This is a genomic window from Streptomyces marincola, assembly GCF_020410765.1.
Classification (GTDB): domain Bacteria; phylum Actinomycetota; class Actinomycetes; order Streptomycetales; family Streptomycetaceae; genus Streptomyces; species Streptomyces marincola.
Genome location: NZ_CP084541.1, coordinates 5,596,830 through 5,618,131 on the forward strand (window position 1 = coordinate 5,596,830; position 21,302 = coordinate 5,618,131).

The following is a 21,302-nucleotide window of genomic DNA, read 5'->3' on the forward strand; positions in this document are numbered from 1 at the left end:
TCGGCATTTCCCGTGTTGTGCCATACAGTTCAGGGCAGTGAACCGGTGGTATTGCGACAGGGCTGGCGCCGGAATGTCTGTGGGGGTTGTTCCATGCGTATCTCCGCGCACACGGTATGCACGGCGATCCGTGACGACATCGTCGGCGGCGTTCTGCCGCCCGGTGCCAGGCTGGCGGAGGAACAGCTCGCGCAGCGTTACGGCGTCTCGCGGGTGCCGGTGCGCGAGGCACTGCGGACACTGGAGTCCGAGGGGTTCGTGGTCTCCCGGCGGCACGCGGGGGCGTGCGTGGCGCAGCCGGGCGACCGGGAGGCGGCCGACCTGCTGGACATCAGGGCCCTGCTGGAGCCGCTCGGCGCGGCCAGGGCCGCGCAGCGCCGCACGGAGGCGCACCTGAAGGTGCTGCGCGGATTGGTGCGGCTGGGCCGCCAGCGCGCAGGCCAGGGGCAGGAGGCGGACCTCAGGTCGCTGGGGGACTGGTTCCACGAGACGGTCGCGCAGGCCACGGGCAACCCCGGTCTCACCGCGATGCTCGTGCAGCTGCGGCGCAAGGTGACCTGGCTGTACGCGGGCGAGCCCCTGTCCCGGGCCGTGAGCCTGTGGCAGGAGCGGGGCGCCCTGGTCGACGCCATCGCGCGCGGTGACGCGGAGCGCGCGCGGATGCTGTCGGCCGCGCAGCTGGAACGGGCGAATCCGGCCCGCAGACAGTTCCGCCCCGTGGGCGTGAGAGGTCAGAAACCTGCTGTCAACACAGCGCGTGGCCAGATTTAACAGCGACCGTATACATATGGGTCACCGACCCGGTAATTCCGCCGCCGGAATCCTGGGCGCAAATAGCGCTGCCCGAATTACTCGCCGAATCCGGCGGCGGCTGTTTTCACACCGTTTCCGGGAGTTCTTCGAGGCCCTCGGAAACGAGCTTCGCCAGCCGGTCGAGCGCCGCCTCGGCCGCCGCCGCGTCGGCCGCGGTCGACGCGAGCACGATCTCCTCGCCGCCCTCGGCGCCCAGGCTCAGCACGGCGAGCATCGAGGCGGCGTTGACGGGTGCGCCGCCCGCGCGCGCGACGCTCACCGGCACGCCGGCTGCCGTCGCGGCACGGACGAAGATCGAGGCGGGACGGGCGTGCAGCCCTTCGGCCCAGCCAATGGTGACGCGGCGCTCGGCCATGGTGGTGTCCTTAAGGGTTGAACGGACATGCGGACGCGGTGTCCCCGGCGGGAGACGCCGAGCCTCCCGTCCGGACACGGTCAACCGTACGCTGAAGCCATGCGCATGCCCGCCCAGCCTCCCTACCCGGCGCACTGGGAAGCCGACGTGGTGCTGCGCGACGGCGGCACCACGCACATCAGGCCCATCACGCCCGACGACGCGCGGCGCCTGGTCGGCTTCTACGAGCGGGTCTCCGACCAGTCGAAGTACTACCGCTTCTTCGCCCCCTACCCCCGGCTCTCCGACCGGGACGTGCACCGGTTCACCCATCACGACTACGTGGACCGGGTCGGCCTCGCGGCCACGGTGGGCGGCGAGTTCCTCGCCACCGTGCGCTACGACCGGGTGGACGGGAACGGCCGCGCGGCCCCGGCGCCCGCGGACCGCGCGGAGGTGGCGTTCCTGGTGCAGGACGCCCACCAGGGCCGGGGCCTGGCCTCCGTGCTGCTCGAACACATCGCCGCGGTCGCGCGGGAACGCGGCATCCGCCGCTTCGAGGCCGAGGTGCTGCCCGCCAACGGCAAGATGATCAAGGTCTTCACCGACGCGGGCTACGTGCAGCGCCGCAGTTTCGCGGACGGCGCGGTCCACCTCTCCCTCGACCTCGAACCCACCGCCGAGTCGGTCGCCGTCATGCGCGCCAGGGAGCAGCGGGCCGAGGCCAGGTCGGTGGAACGGCTGCTCGCGCCGCGCAGCGTCGCCGTCATCGGCGCGGGCCGCGCCCCGGGCGGCGCCGGCCGGACGGTACTCGCGGGGCTGCGGTCCTGCGGGTTCCGCGGCGAGGTCTACGCCGTGAACGCGGCGCTGCCCGACGGCGCCACGGAACTCGGCGGCGTCCCGGCGTTCCGCTCGGTCCGCGACATCGGCGCCCCCGTTGACCTGGCCGTCGTCGCGGTGCCCGCGGACCGGGTGGCCGCCGTCACCGAGGACTGCGGCGAGCACGGCGTCCAGGGACTGCTCGTCCTGGCCGCCGGGCACACCCGCGACCAGCGGCGGGCGCTCGTCGCGCGAGCCCGCTCGTACGGCATGCGCGTCATCGGCCCGGGCGCCTTCGGCGTCATCAACACCGCGTCGGACGTCCGCCTCAACGCCAGCCCCGCCCCGCGCCTGCCGCGCCGGGGCCGCATCGGCCTGTTCACCCAGTCCGCGGCCATCGGCATCGCCGTGCTCGACGAACTGGACGGGCGCGGGGCCGGCCTGTCCACGTTCCTCTCCGCGGGCAGCCGCGCCGACGTCTCGGGCAACGACGCGCTCCAGTTCTGGGACGAGGACCCGCACACCGGGGTCGTGCTCATGTACCTCGAATCCGTGGGCAACCCGCGCAAGTTCACCCGGCTCGCCCGGCGCACCGCGGCGGCCGGCACACCCGTCGTCGTGGTGCGCGGCGGGCGGCACAGCGGCGGCGCGCCGCCGCACGACCACGCCGTGCCCGCGGGAGGCGCGCCCGAGAGCACGGTGTCCGCGCTGCTCGCGCAGGCCGGGGTCATCGAGGCGGACACCGCCGTCGAACTCGTCGACACCGGCCTGCTGCTCGCCCACCAGCCCCTGCCGCGCGGCCCGCGCGTCGCCGTCATCGGCAACGCCGAGGCGCTCGCGCTCGTCGCCCACGACGCGTGCCGGGCCCATGCGCTCGCCCCGCTGCCGCCGGTCGTCCTCGGCGGCGCCGCGGACGCCGCGGACTTCGGGCGGGCGCTCGCCGCGGCCCTGCGGGACCCGGAGACCGACGCCGTCGTGGTCACCGCGGTGCCCGGCGCCGGGCTCGGGCGGCCGTCGGGGGCGGACCGGCTCGCCTCGGCGCTGGCCGACGCGGCGGCGGGCGCGGACAAGCCGGTCGTCGTGGCCCACCTGGCCCTGGACGGGCCGGCGGCCGGCCTCGCGGGACACGGCGTGCCGGCCTACCCCGCCGCGGAGCGCGCGGTCCGCGCCCTCGCCCACGCGGTGCGGCACGCCGCCTGGCGGACCGGGGCCGCCGCCCCGGGCCGCGTTCCCCAGTTCGACGACATCGACGAGGCGCGCGCGGCCCGGCTGCTCGCGGGCGCCGCGCCCGCGGGCGCGGGCCCCGCCCGGCTGACGGACGAGGCGGCGCACGTGCTGCTGGCCGCCTACGGCATCGCCGTGGCGCCCGCGCTGCCCGCCGGCGACCCGGCCGCCGCGGCGGCCGCCGCCGCGCGCCTCGGCTACCCGGTGGCCCTCAAGAGCACGGCGCCGCACGCGCGGCACCGGGCCGATCTCGGCGGAGTGCGGCTCGGCCTGGCCACCGAGGGCGAACTGCGCCGCGCCTGGGCCGACCTCACCGGCCCGGGAGCCCCGCCCGCCGCGGCGGGCGAGCGGGCCGGCGCCCGGCACCCGCGCCCCGTCGTGCAGGCGATGGCGCCGCGCGGCGTCGACACGGTGGTGCGGGCCACCGCGGACCCCGCGATCGGCGCGGTCCTGTCGTTCGGCCTGGCCGGGCCGCCGTCGGAACTGCTCGGGGACGTCGGCCACCGGCTGCTCCCGGTCACCGACCGGGACGTCGCCGCGCTCGTCCGGTCCATCCGGGCCGCGCCCATGCTGTTCGGCTGGCGCGGGGCGCCCCCGGCCGACACGGCCGCGCTTGAGGAACTGCTGCTGCGGCTCGGCCGGTTGCTCGAAGACCGGCCGGAGGTCGCGGCGGTCGGGCTCGACCCGGTCGTGGTGGCGCCACGCGGAGTGACCGTGCTGTCCGCCGCCGTGACCGTCGCGCCGCCGCCCCCGCGCGCGGATCTCGGTCCGCGCCGTCTTCCCGCCTACTGATCCGCGCTGATCCGCAAGGGCCCTTCTCGCCGCGGAGCGGCCCCGTAGGATGGGGGCCATGGCGAAGACCGGTACCACGTCTCAGGGGCTGCGGGAGGCAATCGAACGCAGCGGCTACTACCCGGCGCTCGTCGCCGAGGCCGTGGAGGCGGCGGTGGGCCGGGAGCCCGTCGTCTCCTTCCTGGTGCACCAGGAGACGACGTTCGACAGCAACGAGGTCCGCCGCCACGCCACGGTGCTGGTGCTCACCGGCACCCGGTTCATCGTGAGCCACACCGACGAGCAGTCCGCGGAGAGCACGCCCCCGGCGCCCTACGCCACCACCTCGACGGAGTCCGTGAAGCTGTCCCGGATCTCCTCCGTGGTGATCAGCCGCGTCGTCGCCGACCCGCAGTCGTACACGCCCGGCACGCTGCCCCGCGAGGTCGTGCTCACCATCGGCTGGGGCGCGGTGTCGCGCATCGACATGGAGCCCGCGAGCTGCGGCGATCCCAACTGCGAGGCGGACCACGGCTACACGGGCTCCACGACGGCCGACGACCTGTCGCTGCGCATCAGTGAGGCCGGTGACGGGCCCGAGACCGTGCGGCAGACCCTGGAGTTCGCGCAGGCACTCTCCGAGGCGACGGCGGCGGCCGGCAGGTGACGCACGCCCCCGCACACGACCCCCTGCCGCTCGACCCGCGCGACGCGCCCGTGCCGCGCTACGGCTCCGGGTCGCTGGCCGATGTGCTGCCCGCGGCGCTCGCAGGACTCGAGGTCATGGCCCCGGGCACCGGGCTGATCCTGCCACCGGCGGACCGGGTGTGCCTCTTCCTCGTCGACGGCCTCGGCTGGGAGCTGCTGCGCGCCCACCCCGGCGAGGCCCCGTTCCTCAGCTCGCTGCTGCCCGGCTCACGGGCGGGCGACGGGGCGCCGATCACCAGCGGGTTCCCCGCCACCACCGCGACCTCGCTCGCGTCCGTCGGGACGGGCCTGGCGCCCGCGGCCCACGGCCTGGCCGGCTACAAGGTGCTCGACCCGGACACCGGCGAGACGATGAACCAGCTGCGCTGGGAGCCGTGGACGGAGCCGGCGGCCTGGCAGCCGCACCCCACGCTGTTCCAGGCGGCGCACGCGGCCGGGGTGGCGACCAGTCAGGTCACCGCGCCGCACTTCGAGCACACGCCGCTGACACGCGTCGCGCTCTCGGGCGGCACGTTCCTCGGGCGCCTGGACGCGGGGGAGCGCATGGACCTGGCGGCGTGCCGCCTCGCCGCGGCCGACCGCGCGCTCGTCTACACCTACTACGCCGAGCTGGACGGGGCCGGCCACCGGTTCGGCGTCGACTCCGACGCCTGGCGCGGTCAGCTGGCCCACGTGGACGGCCTGGCCAGGCGGCTGGCCGAGCAACTGCCGCCGCGTTCCGTGCTGTACATCACCGGCGACCACGGGATGGTCGACGTGCCGAGCACGGAGGACGCCCGGTTCGACTTCGACGAGGACTGGGAGCTGCGGGCGGGCGTGGCACGGCTCGGCGGCGAGGGGCGGGCCCGCCACCTGTACGCGGTGCCGGGCGCCGCGCCCGACGTGTACGCGGTGTGGCGCGAGGTGCTGGCCGGGCACGCGTGGGTGGCCACCCGCGACGAGGCCGTGGAACTCGGCTGGTTCGGGCCGCCGGGGACGCCGCTCGCGGCGCGGGTGCGGCAGCGGATCGGCGACGTGGTCGTGGCCATGACGGGGAACTCCGCCGTCGTCGCGGGCGTCACCGAGCCCAAGGAGTCCGCCCTCATCGGCATGCACGGCTCGGTGACGCCCGCCGAGCAGCTGGTGCCGCTGCTCGAAGTACGCACCTGACCAGGAGTCGACAACGTTGGCCGAACTCGCCTTCTTCTCGGGCACGATGGACTGCGGAAAGAGCACCCTCGCGCTCCAGATCCAGCACAACCGCTCGGCCCGCGGCCTGAACGGGCTGATCTTCACCAGGAACGACCGGGCCGGCGCCGGGCGGCTGTCCTCCCGGCTCGGCCTGGTGACCGACGCCGTCGAGGCGGACGAGTCGTTCGACTTCCACGCCCACCTGGTCAAGTACCTCACCGCGGGCGGTCGCGTGGACTACGTGATCACCGACGAGTCCCAGTTCCTGTCGTCCGGGCAGGTCGACCAGCTGGCCCGCATCGTGGACGACCTGGGCATCGACGTGTTCGCGTTCGGCATCACCACCGACTTCAGAACGCGCCTCTTCCCCGGTTCGCAGCGCCTGATCGAGCTGGCGGACCGGGTGGAGGTGCTTCAGGTCGAGGCGCTGTGCTGGTGCGGCGCCCGCGCGACGCACAACGCGCGGACGGTGGACGGGCGGATGGTCGTGGAGGGCGCGCAGGTCGTCGTGGGCGACGTGGGCGCGGGCAAGGAGGTCGGCTACGAGGTGCTGTGCCGCAGGCACCACCGCCGCCGCCTGACCGCGGCGTCGGCCGGCGCGGGACCCCTCTCGCCCGACGTGCTGCCGGCCGAGGGCGTTCCGCAGTCGGCGGCGGCACCCGGCCGGCAGGGCTGAGCCCCGCCGGCCGGTCCCGCGTCCCGCCGGATCAGCGACCGGCCGGGCGGATCACCGCGAACGGCGCCCCCTCGGGGTCGGTGACCCGGGCCCAGCGGCCGAAGGGCGACACCTGCGGCTCGCCGGCCCGTCGGCCCCCGAGGCGGTCGACCGTCTCAAGCGCCTCGTCGACGTCGGGCACCGCGAAGTACGTCAGCCAGTGCGGCCCCCGGTCGTGCGGCAGGGCGTCCGCGACGCCGCGGATGCCGGCGACCGGACGGGTGCCGAGGCTCAGCGTCAGCTGGTCGCTGCCCGCGGGCACCGCGGGTTCCGGCGCGGCGTCGTACCCGAAGACCATCGAGTAGAACTTGCCGACGCCCGCGGTCTCCGCGGTGATCAGCTCGTTCCACTCGGGCGCCCCCGCGGGGTGGCGGACGGAACTCCGCCGGCGCGGGCCGCCCTGCCACAAGCCGAACGCCGCCCCGCTCGGGTCGGCGGCGATCGCCAGCCGGCCCACCCCCTCGACATCCAGCGGGCCCACCGCCACCGTCCCGCCGCACTCGCGGACCGCCGCGGCCGTGCCGTCGGCGTCCCGCGTCGCGATGTACGGCAGCCATGCCACGACGCGCCGCAGCCCGGGGGCGATCTCCCCGAGCCCCGCCACCGGGTGCCCGTCGCGCATCGCCCGGGCGTACAGGCCGAGTTGCGACGGCCCCTCCTCGAACTCCCAACCGAAAAGCTCGTGATAGAAAGCCTGGCTCGCGGCCAGGTCGTGGACCATGAGACTCACCCAGCGATGTGTTCCGGAAACGGGCGGACTCGCTGCCTCGGTCATCCTTCTCTTCTCCTGTCGGACCATCGCGCCACTGCCGTTGTCGCCCTCACGAGTCTCCCCCTGGTGCCCGGGGAGAATGGGCCCATGACAGCAATGATCTCGGCAGCCGACCTGGCCCGCGCACTCGGCCCCGGAACGCCGCCCCACGAGCGTCCCGTTCTGCTCGACGTGCGCTGGCGGCTCGGCGGCCCGCCCGGCCGCCCGCAGTACGCGGCGGGGCACCTGCCGGGCGCCGTGTACGTCGACCTGGACACCGAGTTGGCCGCTCCGCCGGGGCCCGGCGGGCGGCACCCGCTGCCTGACCCCGAGCTCTTCGGCGCCGCGATGCGCCGCGCCGGGGTGTCGCACGGACGCCCCGTGGTGGTCTACGACGACGGGCAGGGCTGGGCGGCGGCCCGCGCCTGGTGGCTGCTGCGCTGGGCCGGGCACCCGCGGGTGCGCGTTCTGGACGGCGGTCTCGCCGCGTGGCAGGGCGCGCTCGACACCGGGGTGCCCGAGCCGCGGGAGGGCGACTTCGTCCCCGCGCCCGGCGCCCTGCCGGTCCTGGACGCCGACGGCGCCGCCCGCCTCGCCCGCGAGGGAGTGCTGCTCGACGCGCGCGCGGCCGAGCGCTACCGGGGCGAGGTGGAGCCGATCGATCCGGTCGGCGGGCACATCCCCGGCGCGGTGTCCGCGCCGACCACGGAGAACGCCGGGGCCGACGGCAGGCTGCGGCCCCGCGAGGAACTCGCCGCCCGCTACGCGGAGCTGGGCGCCGGGCCGGGCGTCGCGGTCGGCGTGTACTGCGGCTCAGGGGTCTCCGCGGCGCACGCGGTGCTCGCGCTGGCCGAGGCGGGCGTGGAGGCGGCCCTGTACCCCGGTTCGTGGAGCGAGTGGACCGCGGACCCCGGGCGGCCCGTCGCGACGGGCCAGGAGCCCGGCTGAGGGCCGGTCCGGGGCGCCGGGCCCCGGACCTCAGTCCTTCTTCTTGCGGCGGGTGCCGAAGACGATCTCGTCCCAGCTCGGCACGGCGGCCCGGCGGCCCGGGCGGACGCCGTCGGCCTCCGCCTGCCGATCGGTGTTGCCGGTCAGCCGGTCCCTGTGCCCGCCGACCGAACGCGGCATCAGCACGTCCGCGTACGTGGACCCCGCGCTGGCCGCGGGCGCCTCGCGGCCGCGCGCCGACTCCTCGTCCTCCGGCTCCGCGCCGTCCGCGGCCGATCCGGGCGGCGGCGCGGCCTGCTCGGGGACCACCAGGTCGCCCCGGAAGCTCGGAACGGCTTCGAGGAGGCTGGTCAGCGAGTCCGTGTCGTTGTCCGCCGCGATCCTGGGCCCGGGCGGGCGCTCGCCGTCGCGCGGCAGCCTGGCGATGCGCGGCACGAACGGGGTGCTGGGCTCGGGCGTGTCGTCGCTCTCGCCCAGCAGGGCGCGCGCCTCGTCGTCCACGGCCTGCACCAGCCGCCGCGGCGGGTCGTAGGTCCAGCTCGCCGAGTGCGTCTCGCCCGCCACGCGGTAGACGAGCAGCACCTCCCACGTGCCGTCGTCCCGGCGCCAGGAGTCCCAGCGCACCGCGTCCTTGTCCGCGCCGCGCAGCATCAGCCGCTCGGTGACCGCGTCGCCGAGCTGGGGGCCCGCGCTCTCGCCCGGGCGCCGCACGGGGGTCTTGCGGGCCCGCTCGGCCATGAAGGCGCGCTCGGCGAGCACCGGGCCCTCGAAGCGGCGCACGCGCTCCACGGGGATGCCGGCGAACTGGGCCACCTCCTCGGCCGTGGCGCCGGCCCGTATGCGCGCCTGGATGTCGCGCGGGCGCAGGTGGTTCTCGACCTCGATCTCGATCTGGCCGAGTCTGGCCCTGTCGTTCCTGACGGCGGCACGCAGCCGCTCGTCGATGGGCAGTGTGTACTCCGTGTTGTCGGCAGCCTTGAGCACCAGGCGTGTGCCGTCATTGCTCACGGCCACGACACGCAGTTCGGGCACGAGGACCTCCCGGTGGTGCCTGCCGACGTCACGTACGTCGCTGCTCCCGCTGGACGAGTGTGACCTGCCCGGGCGCAGCGTGCCACAACCTTGCCGACTTGCCCGGCGTGTCGGGCCGGGGTCCTGAGCCGCCGTTATGGCACAGTCACCACTTTGCCACGTGTGGTGACCGGCGCGAACGATGTCCGCACACGGGTGCCGCCCGGGGCCAGGACCCGGAATTTCACACTACTCCATTGGGGCCACCCCAACAGGGCGCCGCGCCATGGAAGTTTTCCCCGGGCCAGGGATGTTGACGCGGCCCGCGCCCGGCCGATCTCCCTTCGTAAGGGTGACAAGTTTCACAGAGGGGGCGGTTCGGGAGCTTCCGCTGCCCCGGTCGGGCGCCGTTCGGGGACAACCGCACACGGTGTGCGCGAAGCGGCAAATGGTGGAACTTCCCGCGAAGAAACCGTGCGCGGAACGTGAGCGCTGTTCCGGGGCGGTGCCGTGGGGCCGGCCCGGTGCGGGTGGCAGGATCGGGGACATGGACCGCGCCATCGACCCGCATCCGTACGACGCCCTGCTGCTGTTGTCCTTCGGCGGCCCGGAAGGCCCCGACGACGTGCTGCCGTTCCTGGAGAACGTCACCAGGGGCCGCGGCATCCCCCGTGAACGTCTGGCCGAAGTGGGCGCGCACTATCACCTCTTCGGAGGCGTCAGCCCCATCAACGAGCAGAACCGGACACTGCTCGCCGCGCTGCGCGCCGACTTCGCGGCGCACGGCCTCGACCTGCCGGTCCACTGGGGCAACCGGAACTGGGGCCCGTACCTCACCGACACCCTGCGGGAGATGGTCCGTGCGGGCCACCGCCGCGTCCTGGTGTTCGCGACGAGCGCCTACGCGTCCTACTCGGGCTGCCGGCAGTACCGCGAGGACCTGGCGGGGGCACTCGCCACGCTCACCGCGGAGGGCCTCAAGCCCCCGCGGATCGACAAGCTGCGGCACTACTTCAACCACCCCGGGTTCCTGACGACGATGACCGACGGCGTCCTCGACGCCCTGGCCCGGCTGCCCGAGGACGTGCGCGACGGCGCGCACCTGGCGTTCACCACCCACTCCATCCCGGACTCGGCGGCCGACACCTCGGGCCCGCCCGCCTCGCACGGTCCCGGCGGCGCCTACGTCGCCCAGCACCTGGACGCGGCCCGCCACATCGCGGACGCGGTGCGCGCGGCCACCGGCACCGAGCGCCCCTGGCGGCTGGTGTACCAGTCCCGCAGCGGCGCGCCGCACATCCCGTGGCTTGAGCCCGACATCGGCGACCACCTGGCCGAGCTGCACGCCTCGGGCGCCCCCGCCGTGGTGATGGTGCCGATCGGGTTCGTGTCGGACCACATGGAGGTCCTGTACGACCTCGACACGGAGGCCATGGCCACCGCCGCGGAACTCGGCCTGCCCGCCGTGCGGTCGGCGACCGTCGGCGCCGACCCGCGGTTCGTCGCCGCGGTGCGGGACCTCGTGCTCGAACGGGCGGCCACCGAGCGGGGCGAGACCCCCGCGCGCTGCGCGCTGGGCGCGCTGGGACCGAGCCACGACCTGTGCCCCGTCGGTTGCTGCCCGGGCCGCCGGGCCCTGCCCGCCGCCGCCGGCGCCGACAGCCCCTACGCCTGAGGAGGCCCCGTGAGCGAGACCACACCGGAAGCCGCACCGCGGACCGCCCAGGACGACGGGCGGGAGGACGCGCGGCCGGCGGAGTCCGGCGGCGCCCAGGACCTGAACGCCGAGCTGCTCGCCCTCGCCCTTGAGGCCGCGCACCGGGCCGGGCGCCTGCTGCGCGACGGCCGCCCGGCCGACCTGGGCGTCAAGGCCACCAAGTCGAGCCCCATCGACGTCGTCACCGAGATGGACCTCGCGGCGGAGCGGCTGATCACCGGCTTCCTGACCGGCCGCAGGCCCGATGACGCGCTGCTGGGCGAGGAGGGCGGCCTGAGCACCGGCACCAGCGGCGTCCGGTGGATCGTCGACCCGCTGGACGGCACCGTCAACTACCTCTACGGGCTGCCGCAGTGGGCGGTCTCCATCGCCGCCGAGGCGGACGGCGAGACGGTGGCCGCCGCCGTCGAGGTGCCGATGCGCGGCGAGACCTACTGGGCGGTGCGCGGCGGCGGCGCGTTCCGCCGCACCGCGGCCGGTGAGCAGGCGCTGCGGCCCCGGCCGTCGCCGCCGCTCGACCAGGCGCTGATCGGCACCGGGTTCAACTACGTGGCCGCGATGCGCGCCGGGCAGGCCGCGGTCGCCGCCCGGCTCGTCCCGCGGGTGCGGGACATCCGCCGTTCCGGCTCCGCGGCGGTCGACCTGTGCGACGTGGCGGGCGGCCGGCTCGACGGCTTCTACGAACGCGGCCTGTCGCCGTGGGACTTCGCGGCCGGGGACCTCATCGTCCGTGAGGCGGGGGCCAGGACCGGCGGCCGGCCGGGAGGCCGGCCGGACGGCGACCTGACCGTGGCGGCGTCCGAAGGGGTCTTCGCCGAACTCCAGCCGCTGCTCGACGAGCTGGGCGCCTGGCACGACCGGCACGGGTGAGGCGGCGCGCGCGGGACGCGCGCACGGAAAGCGCCCCCGGGAAAGGTCCCGGGGGCGCCGAGGTCGTGCGGCTCTAGACGACGGACACGCCGTGCTCCGCCGCCAGTCGGCGCAGGTCGTCCAGCTCGGCCTGCTCCACGTCCATGGTGAACACGTCTCCGGCCTCACGAGCGCGGTGCAGATCGGACTCGGTGCTTTCGATTCGCTGAAGGATGCCAGCGGTGAACGCGTCCAAGGTGCGCCCCCTCGTCTCAGATCGGCGGCACTGGGGGGTGCCGGGGTGGGTGCGGCCACAGCGGACCCTCGAACGGTCGGCAGCGCGGGTGACGGCTTGCCGCCCTCTCGGGCGTGGTCGCGGGGTGTGTGCCTGTCCTCCCCGGTGGGCCCGGACGGGAAACATGGGCGCGGGAAGAAATCCGCGGCCGTCCTCCGTCCGGCGCACTTACCGGTCGTTTACCGGGGTGCGGGGGAGTATGGGCATGGGACCGGCCGGCCGGCGGCCCGCCAGGCGACCCGATGACGGGGCCTGGGTTTCTGAGATCTCCCGAGAGAGGGGCCAGGACGTGCGCGTACTCGTCGTCGAGGACGAGCAGCTGCTCGCCGACGCGGTGGCCACCGGGCTGCGTCGGCAGGCCATGGCGGTGGACGTGGTCTACGACGGGGAGGCCGCGACGGAGCGCGTCGATCTCAACGACTACGACGTGGTGGTGCTCGACCGGGACCTGCCGCTGGTGCACGGCGACGACGTCTGCCGCCACATCGTGGCCCTCGGCAAGGCCACCCGGGTGCTGATGCTGACCGCGTCGGGGGACGTCAGCGACCGCGTGGAGGGGCTGGAGATCGGCGCGGACGACTACCTGCCCAAGCCGTTCGCGTTCAGTGAGCTGACCGCCCGCGTGCGGGCCCTGGGAAGGCGTTCCACCGCGCCCCTGCCGCCCGTGCTCGAACGCTCCGGGATCACGCTCGACCCCAACCGCCGCGAGGTGGTCAGGGACGGGCGGCCGGTGCAGCTGGCGCCCAAGGAGTTCGCGGTCCTCGAAGTGCTGATGCGCAGCGCGGGAGTCGTCGTCTCGGCCGAGCAGCTGCTGGAGAAGGCGTGGGACGAGAACACCGACCCGTTCACCAACGTGGTGCGGGTCACCGTGATGACGCTGCGCCGCAAGCTGGGCGACCCGCCCGTGATCACCACCGTGCCGGGCGCCGGATACCGGATCTGACGCCATGGCTCCCCCCGCCCCGCTCCCTTCCTCCCCCTCGCACCCGCCGATGCCGGCGGCGCCGCCGCGGCCCCACTGGGACCCGCAGGACACCGACCGGCCGCGCAGCTGGCTGCGGCCCACCATCAGGATCAGGCTGACCCTGCTGTACGGCGGGATGTTCCTGATCGCCGGCGTCGTGCTGCTGACGATCATCTACCTGCTCGCCGCCCGCGCGCTGGAGCGCGGCACGGAACTGCCGTTCACCTTCCCGCCCGGCACCACCACGGTGCAGATCACCTCGCCGGTGTGCCCGGCGAGCGCGGGGCCGGTCGAGGGCGAGCAGTTCGAGCGGTGGCTGGCCGAGTGCACCGACAAGCAGCGCGCCATCGCGCTCGACCAGCTGCTGCGCAGCGCGCTGCTAGCGCTGCTCGGCCTCGCCGTCGCGGCCTTCGCGTTCGGCTACGTCATGGCGGGCCGGGTGCTGTCCCCGCTGGGCCGCATCACCCGCACCGCGCGCCGGGTGGCCGGCTCCGACCTGCACCGGCGCATCGAGCTGGACGGCCCAGACGACGAGCTGAAGGAGCTGGCCGACACCTTCGACGAGATGCTGGACCGCCTGGACCGGGCGTTCACCGCGCAGCAGCGCTTCGTGGCCAACGCCTCGCACGAGCTGCGCACGCCGCTGGCGATCAACCGCACGCTGCTTGAGGTCCAGCTGTCCGACCCGGACGCGAGCCCCGAGCTGACGCAGCTGGGCAACACGCTGCTCGCGACGAACGAGCGCAGCGAGCAGCTGGTGGAGGGCCTGCTGCTGCTGGCCCGCAGCGAGAACGAGCTGGTGGACCGCAAGCCCGTCGACCTGGCGGAGGTCGCGGACCGCGCGGTCGACCAGGCGCGCGGCGAGGCCAGGCAGCGCGGGGTGCGCCTGACGGGCGCCAGGCCGCCGCTGTACGTCCACGGCAACGGGGTGCTGCTTGAGCGGGTGGCGCTGAACCTGGTGCAGAATGCCGTGCGCTACAACGAGCCCGAGGACGGCTGGGTGCGGGTCGAGACCGAGGCCCGGCCGGGGCAGGCGGTGCTCGTGGTGGAGAATACGGGGCCGGTGGTGCCCGCCTACGAGGTCGATAATATGTTCGAGCCTTTCCGGCGGCTGCGCACCCAGCGCACGGGCAGTGACAAAGGCGTCGGACTCGGTCTGTCCATCGTGCGCTCGGTCGCGCGCGCCCACGGCGGCTACGTGCGAGCCGAGCCGAGGGAGAACGGCGGGCTGGTCATGCGCGTGGTCATCCCGGTCTGAGAAGGCGTCGAGGTGGGAAAGAAGGAGATGTGATCAATCACATACGCGTGCTCTGAGTGTGCGCGCCCCAGGCGGTCGCAGCAGGCCTTTCGGCCCGCCGGCGGCCCGATCGGCAGCCGGAATGATCACCTCTTCAGGCGTTCGGTTGGGTGTCGATTGAGTAACACCACTTGATGTGAGGCAAAATCTCCGCCTCAGGTCGGGCACAAAGTCCGACCCCCCACGCGTTACGTGCGCTGGAGATACCAAAGACACCCGGAGGGGGAGAACGAAATGGCAACCGATTACGACACTCCACGCAAGACCGACGATGACGTCAACGAGGACAGCATCGAGGAGCTGAAGGCCAGGCGGAACGACAAGTCCGCGTCCACGGTCGACGTCGACGAGTTCGAGCAGGCGGAAGGGCTCGAACTGCCCGGTGCCGACCTGTCGAACGAGGAGCTGTCGGTGCGGGTCCTGCCCCGGCAGGCCGACGAGTTCACCTGCATGAGCTGCTTCCTCGTCCACCACCGCTCGCAGCTGGCGACGGAGAAGGACGGGCAGCTGATCTGCCGCGACTGCGCGGCGTGAACGCCCGCCCGGACCGGGGCCGCTACGCCGCGTCCGGGCGGGCGGCAGCCAGCGCCGCCGCCAGCCGGTCCGGCCTGCGGGTCGACAGGTACAGGTACGGCGTCGGGTCGCCGGGATCGGTGACCTCGACCCGCACGGCCGTCGGAATGTAGGCGCGGAGCAGCATATGAGCCCGGGCATCCGCACGATGGGTCCGCCAGGCGCGGGCCTCCTCGGCGTCGAGCGCCCGGGCCTCGCCCAGGGCCGTGACCGGGATGCGGGCCTGGCCGGCGATCAAGGAGCCGGCCACGACGCGGATCCGCGCCGATCCGTACGAACTCAGCGCCACCCCGGCCAGCGCCCCGCCCGCGGCGAGACCGCAGAGGAACGCGACGGCGCCGAGCGGGACCAGGGCGACTCCCAGCAGCAGCACGCCGAACAGCGCCATGAGCCACCAGGTCTTCGGCACGGTCAGTCGCTCGTCATAGGGCTTCATGGACCAAGCATGGCAGGCGCGCCCACCACGGCCCGCGGCGGCGGTAGGGTCTGCACCGTGAGTGCCCCTGTGAGCAGAGCTCCGGTAGACGTCCTGATCCGGCGGATCGATCCGGCGGTGCCCGTGCCGGCCCGGGCGCACCCCGGCGACGCCGGGGTCGATCTGGTCACCACGGCCGCGGCCGAGCTGCCCCCCGGGGAGCGCGCCGTGCTGCCGACCGGTGTTTCGATCGCCCTCCCCGACGGGTACGCCGCGTTCGTGCACCCGCGTTCCGGGCTCGCCGCCCGGTGCGGAGTGTCCATGGTGAACGCGCCCGGCACGATCGACGCCGGGTACCGTGGAGAGATCAAGGTCATCGTGATCAACCTGGACCCGCGCGAGACCGTCCGCTTCCAGCCGCTCGACCGGATCGCCCAGCTCGTCGTCCAGCGGGTGGAGACGGTGCTGTTCCACGAGGTCGCGGAGCTTCCGGGGTCCGCGCGTGCCGAGGGCGGGTTCGGCTCCACGGGCGGCCACGCCGGCGCGCACACCACCTATGCTGCTGCGGTCGGTCCCGGCGGGACTGCCGACCGGAAAGGACAATGACGTGTTCGGACGTCGTCGCAAGCGAAAAGAGGCCCCCGAGGAAGCGGTCGGGACCACCTCCGATGAGGGCACCAAGGACGAGGGCGGCCAGGACGGGGACGAGGAGCGCCGCGTCAAGCTGGAGCCGGCGCCGCGCCCCGACGGCCCCTGGGACCTGAGCGAGGTGCCGGGAAGCCCGTCCGAGGGGCGGGTCGACCTCGGCGGCCTCTTCGTGCCCGGCGTGCAGGGCATGGAGCTGCGGGTCGAGGTCGCGGGTGACGCGATCGTCGCGGCGACCGTCGTGGTCAAGGACAGCGCGATCCAGCTCCAGGCGTTCGCCGCGCCCAGGCGCGAGGGCATCTGGGGCGAGGTCCGTGAGGAGATCGCGTCCGGCATCACGCAGCAGGGCGGCGTGATCGACGAGATCGAGGGCCCGCTCGGCTGGGAGCTGCGGGCCAGGGTGCCCGTGCAGCTGCCGGACGGCAAGCGCGGGATGCAGGTCGTGCGCTTCGTGGGCGTGGACGGCCCGCGCTGGTTCCTGCGCGGCGTGATCTCCGGCCAGGGCGCGGTCCAGCCGCAGGCCGCCGGCCTGCTCGAACAGATCTTCCGGGACACCGTCGTGGTCCGGGGCGAGTCCCCCATGGCGCCGCGCGACCCGATCGTCCTCAAGCTCCCCCAGGACGCGCAGATGGTTCCCGACGGGGTCAAGCAGGAGAAGGCGGGCGAGGGCGGCACCCAGGTCTCCCGTTTCGCCGGCGGACTCGACAAGCTGCGCCGCGGCCCGGAGATCTCCGAGGTCCGCTGACCCCTCCCGCACCCCCGGCGCTTTGCGGCTCCGGGGGTGTCGTGCGTCCGGGGGCGGGTACCCGGTGGCGCGGGCCGACGGGGGGCGCAGGAGGGAACCGCCATGAACCACGGGCGTCACCGGAGGACCGGCACCGAGCCGGTCACGGCGTTCAGCGCGCTGCGGCTGCGCCGCCTGCTCTCGGGCATCTTCCTGCCCTTCTTCCTCGCGCTCACGGCGGTGTTCTGCGTCTGGTGGGCCAACGCGGACAGTGACGACACCCCGGGGCCCGGCGCCCTCGGCACGCTCACACTGGCCTGCGCGCTGCTCTCGGTGAGCGCCGCGGTCGATCTGGTGGTCGTCCAGCGACGCCTGCGCGGCACCCGAAGCCCGCGCGGCTGACCTCATCGGCCACGGCGCCGTCAGTGGCGTGTCAACGGCGCCGCCCGCGCCGTCAGGGGCTCGTCAACGGCCGTCAGAGGCCCGTCAACGGGTGGCCGTACCGCGTCCGAACAGAGGTTCTCTGGGGGAGTCAGTACGCACCAACCTCTGCTCAGGAGTCACCGATGGCCGATGTGGTCTTCGTCCTGGTCGCCGTCGCGGGCTTCGCGCTGGTGGCCCTCGTCGCCCGAGGGGTGACGAAGCTGTGAGCGCGGAGAACATCGCGGGGCTGTGCGTCGCCGCGGCCCTGCTCGGCTACCTCGTCCTCGCCCTGCTGTTCCCCGAGAGGTTCTGAGCGCGGCGATGAACCAGAACCTCGCGGACGTGCTCCAGGTGACCGCCCTCGTCGTGGCGCTCGTCCTCGTGCACCGCCCCCTCGGCGACTACATGGCCGCCGTCTTCACCTCACGCCGCCACCTGCGGGCCGAACGCTGGATCTACCGGGCCATCGGGGCCGACCCCGACGCCGGGATGCGCTGGACCGCCTACCTGCGCGCGGTGCTGGCGTTCTCCTTCGTCGGCGTGCTGTTCCTCTACGCCTTCCAGCGGGTCCAGCACCTCCTGCCGCTCTCGCTCGGCTTCGACGCGCCGCCGCCCGACCGGGCGTTCAACACGGCCGTCTCGTTCGTGACCAACACGAACTGGCAGTCCTACGCGGGCGAGGCGGCCATGGGCCACCTGGTCCAGGCCGGCGGCCTCGCCGTGCAGAACTTCCTCTCCGCGGCCGTCGGCCTCGCCGTCGCCATCGCCCTGGTGCGCGGCCTCGCCAGGTTCCGCACCGGCGACCTCGGGAACTTCTGGACCGACCTGGTCCGCGGCACCGTCCGCGTCCTCCTGCCCGGCGCCGCGCTGGCCGCGGTGCTGCTCGTGGCGCTTGGCGCCGTGCAGAACTTCGCGGGCCCCCAGGACGTGCGCACCCTCACCGGCGCCACCCAGTCCATCCCCGGCGGCCCGGTGGCCTCCCAGGAGGCCATCAAGCAGCTGGGCACCAACGGCGGCGGGTTCTTCAACGCCAACTCCGCCCACCCCTTCGAGAACCCGGACGGGCTGAGCAACCTGCTGGCGCTCTTCCTGATGCTCGCCATCCCGTTCTCCCTGCCCCGCACGTTCGGCAGGCTCGTCGGCAGCACGCGGCAGGGCACCGCCGTGGTCGCGGCGATGGGCGCCATCTGGCTGGCCGGCGTCGTCGCCGTGACCCTCGTCGAGCACCAGGCGCCCGGCAGCGCGTCCCAGCTGGCCGGCGGCTCGATGGAGGGCAAGGAGCAGCGGCTGGGCGAAAGCGCGTCCGCGCTGTTCGCGGTCTCCACGACGATGACGTCCACCGGTGCCGTCAACGCCGCGCACGACTCGTTCCAGGGCCTGTCGGGCGGCGTGCTGATCTTCGGCATGGTGGTGGGCGAGCTGGCGCCCGGCGGCGTCGGCGCCGGCCTGTACGGCATGCTCGTGATGGCCGTCATCGCGGTCTTCGTCAGCGGCCTGCTGGTCGGCCGCACCCCCGAGTACCTGGGCAAGAAGCTCGGCCCGCGCGAGGTCAAGCTCGCCGCCTGCGCGATCCTCGTCACGCCCACCCTGGTCCTGACCGGCACCGCCACGGCCCTGGCCCTGCCGGACGGCGAGGCGGCCATGACGAACGCGGGCCCGCACGGCTTCTCCGAGGTCCTGTACGCCTACGCGTCCGCCGCCGGCAACAACGGCAGCGCGTTCGCCGGCCTCGGCGCCGACACCCCGTTCTTCAACACCACGCTCGGCATCGCCATGCTGCTCGGCCGCTTCCTGCCGATCGTCTTCGTCCTCGCGCTGGCCGGGTCGCTGGCGCGGCAGCGGCGCGTGCCCGAGACCGCGGGCACGCTGCGCACCCACAAGCCCCTGTTCGCGGGGATGCTCGTGGCGAGCACCGTGCTCGTCGCCGGGCTGACCTTCTTCCCCGCGCTCTCCCTCGGCCCGCTCGCGGAAGGACTCGCGACATGAGCACCCCGGCCACCCCGGCCACTCCGACCAGCCCGACCGCCGCGGCCCCGCCGGCGGGGCCCCGCGATCCGGACGGGCCCGCGACCCCGGGTTCGGGGCGCCCGGCGCCCCGCGCCCGCGCGGCCCGCGGCGGCCTCGACCGCCGCCTGCTCGCCGCCGCGCTGCCGGGGGCCGTGCGCAAGCTCGACCCCCGCGTGCTGGTCAGGACCCCGGTCATGTTCGTCGTCGGGGTCGGTGCCCTGCTCACCACGGTGCTCGCGCTCACCGACCCGGGCGACTGGTTCGGCTGGACGATCGCCGCCTGGCTGTGGCTCACCGTCCTGTTCGGCAACCTCGCCGAGGCCGTCGCCGAGGGCCGGGGCCGGGCCCAGGCCGACTCGCTGCGCCTGACCCGCGGCGGCACGGTCGCCCGGCGGCTCACCGGCGACGGCGAGGAACGCGTTCCCGCGACCGCGCTCGCCGTCGGGGACCGCGTGGTCTGCGAGGCGGGGGACGTCATACCCGGTGACGGGGACGTCGTCGAGGGAGTGGCGTCCGTCGACGAGTCCGCCGTCACCGGCGAGTCCGCCCCCGTCATCAGGGAGTCCGGCGGCGACCGCTCCGCCGTCACCGGCGGCACCCGGGTGCTGTCCGACCGGATCGTCATCCGCGTCACCGCCCGCCCCGGCGACACCTTCATGGACCGGATGATCGCCCTCGTCGAGGGCGCGTCCCGGCAGCGCACGCCCAACGAGATCGCCCTCGACATCCTGCTCGCCGGGCTCACCCTGGTGTTCCTGCTCGCGGTGGTCACCCTCCAGCCGTTCGCCGCGTACGCGGGCGCGGAGCAGCCACTGGTGGTACTCGTCGCCCTGCTCGTCTGCCTCATCCCCACCACCATCGGGGCGCTGCTGTCCGCGATCGGCATCGCCGGCATGGACCGGCTGGTCCGGCACAACGTGCTGGCGACCTCCGGCCGGGCCGTCGAGGCCGCGGGCGACGTGTCGACGCTGCTGCTCGACAAGACCGGCACCATCACCTACGGCGACCGGCGGGCCGCGGAGTTCCTGCCCGCGCCCGGGGTCCCCGTGGCCGAACTCGCCGCCGCCGCCCAGCTGTCCTCGCTCGCCGACGAGACCCCGGAGGGCAGGTCCGTGCTGGCCCTCGCGGCCGACCGGTACGGCCAGGAGCCCCGCGACCTGGACGACGTCCCCGACGCGGCCTGGGTGCCGTTCACCGCGAGGACCCGCATGTCGGGAGTCGACAGCGGGGACCTCAAGGTGCGCAAGGGCGCCGCCGCCGCGATCGGCTCCTGGGTCACCGGATTCGGCGGCCTCGTGCCCGAGGCGGTCGGCACCGCGGCGGACACGGTGGCCGCCCGGGGCGGCACCCCGTTGCTCGTCGCCGAGGAACGGGACGGCACCGCGCGCGTGCTCGGGCTCATCCACCTCAAGGACGTGGTGAAGCCCGGTCTGCGCGAGCGCTTCGCCGAACTGCGCCGCATGGGCATCAAAACCGTCATGATCACCGGCGACAACGCCAGGACCGCCCGGGCCATCGCGGAGGAGGCGGGCGTCGACGACTACCTCGCCGAGGCCACCCCCGAGGACAAGCTGGCCCTCATCAAGCGGGAGCAGGCCGGCGGCCGGCTGGTCGCCATGACCGGCGACGGGACCAACGACGCGCCCGCGCTCGCCCAGGCCGATGTCGGCGTCGCCATGAACTCCGGCACGGCCGCCGCCAAGGAGGCGGGCAACATGGTCGACCTCGACTCCGACCCGGCCAAGCTGATCGACATCGTCAGGATCGGCAAGCAGCTGCTGATCACGCGCGGCGCGCTGACCACGTTCTCCCTCGCCAACGACATCGCGAAGTACTTCGCGATCATCCCGGCCATGTTCGCCGTGGCCCACCCCGGCCTCGACCACCTCAACATCATGGGGCTCACCTCACCGGAAACGGCGATCCTCTCCGCGGTGATCTTCAACGCGCTGATCATCGTGGCGCTCGTGCCCCTCGCCCTGCGCGGAGTCGCCTACCGGCCGCTCGGCGCGGACCGGATGCTGGCCCGCAACCTCACGAGGTACGGCGTCGGCGGGCTCATCGCCCCCTTCCTCGGCATCACCCTCATCGACCGGCTCATCTCCCTGCTTCCAGGACTCGGGTGACTC

At 74.3% G+C, this 21,302-nt stretch carries 22 protein-coding genes; 17 read left to right on the plus strand and 5 right to left on the minus strand.

The features are described from left to right. The first annotated feature begins 93 nt into the window (after positions 1-93). Entirely contained in the window at positions 94-771 is a 678-nt protein-coding gene (locus tag LC193_RS24665; RefSeq protein ID WP_226077529.1) for a GntR family transcriptional regulator, read from the plus strand. Between the two features lie 106 nt (positions 772-877). Here the strand turns inward: LC193_RS24665 and LC193_RS24670 are convergent, their stop codons facing one another. Continuing rightward, positions 878-1,168 (minus strand): HPr family phosphocarrier protein, encoded by a 291-nt coding sequence (locus LC193_RS24670; protein WP_226077530.1) that lies wholly within the window; start codon positions 1,166-1,168, stop codon positions 878-880. Positions 1,169-1,267: 99 nt separating this feature from the next. On the opposite strand from LC193_RS24670, the gene LC193_RS24675 reads away from it, so the two are divergent. From LC193_RS24675 to LC193_RS24690, 4 genes are read left to right on the plus strand one after another with little or no spacing between them, the layout of a single operon-like run. Continuing rightward, positions 1,268-3,982: a bifunctional acetate--CoA ligase family protein/GNAT family N-acetyltransferase gene (locus LC193_RS24675; protein WP_226077531.1), complete on the plus strand. Its 2,715-nt coding sequence runs from the start codon at positions 1,268-1,270 to the stop codon at positions 3,980-3,982. Positions 3,983-4,040: 58 nt separating this feature from the next. Continuing rightward, on the plus strand, positions 4,041-4,628 hold the full coding sequence (locus LC193_RS24680) for a DUF5998 family protein (protein ID WP_086161984.1): 588 nt from the start codon (positions 4,041-4,043) through the stop codon (positions 4,626-4,628). Then, entirely contained in the window at positions 4,625-5,818 is a 1,194-nt protein-coding gene (locus tag LC193_RS24685; RefSeq protein ID WP_226077532.1) for an alkaline phosphatase family protein, read from the plus strand. Before LC193_RS24680 ends, LC193_RS24685 begins: the two co-directional genes overlap by 4 nt. A gap of 16 nt (positions 5,819-5,834) precedes the next feature. After that, positions 5,835-6,515, plus strand: coding sequence for a thymidine kinase (locus tag LC193_RS24690; protein ID WP_226077533.1), 681 nt, complete (start codon positions 5,835-5,837; stop codon positions 6,513-6,515). Positions 6,516-6,546: 31 nt separating this feature from the next. Here LC193_RS24690 and LC193_RS24695 read toward each other — a convergent pair whose 3' ends face one another. Next, positions 6,547-7,275 carry a VOC family protein gene (locus LC193_RS24695; protein ID WP_226078870.1) on the minus strand — a complete coding sequence of 243 codons (729 nt, stop codon included), beginning with the start codon at positions 7,273-7,275 and terminating at the stop codon, positions 6,547-6,549. 138 nt (positions 7,276-7,413) lie between these two features. On the opposite strand from LC193_RS24695, the gene LC193_RS24700 reads away from it, so the two are divergent. Continuing rightward, entirely contained in the window at positions 7,414-8,253 is an 840-nt protein-coding gene (locus LC193_RS24700; protein WP_226077534.1) for a sulfurtransferase, read from the plus strand. Positions 8,254-8,283: 30 nt separating this feature from the next. Here the strand turns inward: LC193_RS24700 and sepH are convergent, their stop codons facing one another. After that, on the minus strand, positions 8,284-9,285 hold the full coding sequence (sepH, locus tag LC193_RS24705; RefSeq protein ID WP_086157616.1) for a septation protein SepH: 1,002 nt from the start codon (positions 9,283-9,285) through the stop codon (positions 8,284-8,286). Positions 9,286-9,811: 526 nt separating this feature from the next. On the opposite strand from sepH, the gene LC193_RS24710 reads away from it, so the two are divergent. Together LC193_RS24710 and LC193_RS24715 are read left to right on the plus strand one after the other, a co-directional pair. Then, the gene (locus LC193_RS24710; RefSeq protein WP_226077536.1) at positions 9,812-10,939 is read left to right on the plus strand and encodes a ferrochelatase; all 1,128 of its coding nucleotides are present in this window, start codon (positions 9,812-9,814) and stop codon (positions 10,937-10,939) included. 102 nt (positions 10,940-11,041) lie between these two features. Continuing rightward, positions 11,042-11,851, plus strand: a complete 810-nt coding sequence (locus tag LC193_RS24715) for an inositol monophosphatase family protein (RefSeq protein WP_226078871.1) — start codon at positions 11,042-11,044, stop codon at positions 11,849-11,851. Between the two features lie 73 nt (positions 11,852-11,924). Here the strand turns inward: LC193_RS24715 and LC193_RS24720 are convergent, their stop codons facing one another. Then, a complete protein-coding gene (locus LC193_RS24720) occupies positions 11,925-12,086 on the minus strand; it encodes a hypothetical protein (protein ID WP_226077537.1) in 162 nt (53 codons plus the stop codon). Positions 12,087-12,414: 328 nt separating this feature from the next. On the opposite strand from LC193_RS24720, the gene LC193_RS24725 reads away from it, so the two are divergent. From LC193_RS24725 to LC193_RS24735, 3 genes are all read left to right on the plus strand, one after another. Beyond that, on the plus strand, positions 12,415-13,068 hold the full coding sequence (locus tag LC193_RS24725; RefSeq protein ID WP_226077539.1) for a response regulator transcription factor: 654 nt from the start codon (positions 12,415-12,417) through the stop codon (positions 13,066-13,068). Between the two features lie 4 nt (positions 13,069-13,072). Then, positions 13,073-14,347: a sensor histidine kinase gene (locus LC193_RS24730; RefSeq protein WP_226077541.1), complete on the plus strand. Its 1,275-nt coding sequence runs from the start codon at positions 13,073-13,075 to the stop codon at positions 14,345-14,347. A gap of 273 nt (positions 14,348-14,620) precedes the next feature. Further along, positions 14,621-14,920 carry a DUF4193 domain-containing protein gene (locus LC193_RS24735; protein WP_077058429.1) on the plus strand — a complete coding sequence of 100 codons (300 nt, stop codon included), beginning with the start codon at positions 14,621-14,623 and terminating at the stop codon, positions 14,918-14,920. A gap of 22 nt (positions 14,921-14,942) precedes the next feature. Here LC193_RS24735 and LC193_RS24740 read toward each other — a convergent pair whose 3' ends face one another. Further along, a complete protein-coding gene (locus tag LC193_RS24740; RefSeq protein WP_226077543.1) occupies positions 14,943-15,395 on the minus strand; it encodes a DUF3093 domain-containing protein in 453 nt (150 codons plus the stop codon). A gap of 69 nt (positions 15,396-15,464) precedes the next feature. On the opposite strand from LC193_RS24740, the gene dut reads away from it, so the two are divergent. The 6 genes from dut (at position 15,465) to kdpB (ending at position 21,299) form a co-directional block, all read left to right on the plus strand. Continuing rightward, the gene (gene dut / locus LC193_RS24745) at positions 15,465-15,980 is read left to right on the plus strand and encodes a dUTP diphosphatase (protein ID WP_086157611.1); all 516 of its coding nucleotides are present in this window, start codon (positions 15,465-15,467) and stop codon (positions 15,978-15,980) included. A 1-nt stretch (position 15,981) separates the two neighbouring features. Continuing rightward, the gene (locus tag LC193_RS24750; protein WP_226077545.1) at positions 15,982-16,764 is read left to right on the plus strand and encodes a DUF3710 domain-containing protein; all 783 of its coding nucleotides are present in this window, start codon (positions 15,982-15,984) and stop codon (positions 16,762-16,764) included. Positions 16,765-16,866: 102 nt separating this feature from the next. Beyond that, positions 16,867-17,145 carry a DUF6343 family protein gene (locus LC193_RS24755; RefSeq protein WP_226077546.1) on the plus strand — a complete coding sequence of 93 codons (279 nt, stop codon included), beginning with the start codon at positions 16,867-16,869 and terminating at the stop codon, positions 17,143-17,145. A gap of 244 nt (positions 17,146-17,389) precedes the next feature. Beyond that, positions 17,390-17,479 (plus strand): K(+)-transporting ATPase subunit F, encoded by a 90-nt coding sequence (gene kdpF / locus LC193_RS24760; protein WP_086157608.1) that lies wholly within the window; start codon positions 17,390-17,392, stop codon positions 17,477-17,479. An 8-nt stretch (positions 17,480-17,487) separates the two neighbouring features. Beyond that, the gene (gene kdpA, locus LC193_RS24765) at positions 17,488-19,152 is read left to right on the plus strand and encodes a potassium-transporting ATPase subunit KdpA (RefSeq protein ID WP_226077547.1); all 1,665 of its coding nucleotides are present in this window, start codon (positions 17,488-17,490) and stop codon (positions 19,150-19,152) included. Next, a complete protein-coding gene (gene kdpB / locus LC193_RS24770) occupies positions 19,149-21,299 on the plus strand; it encodes a potassium-transporting ATPase subunit KdpB (RefSeq protein ID WP_226077548.1) in 2,151 nt (716 codons plus the stop codon). Before kdpA ends, kdpB begins: the two co-directional genes overlap by 4 nt. Positions 21,300-21,302 lie beyond the last annotated feature (3 nt).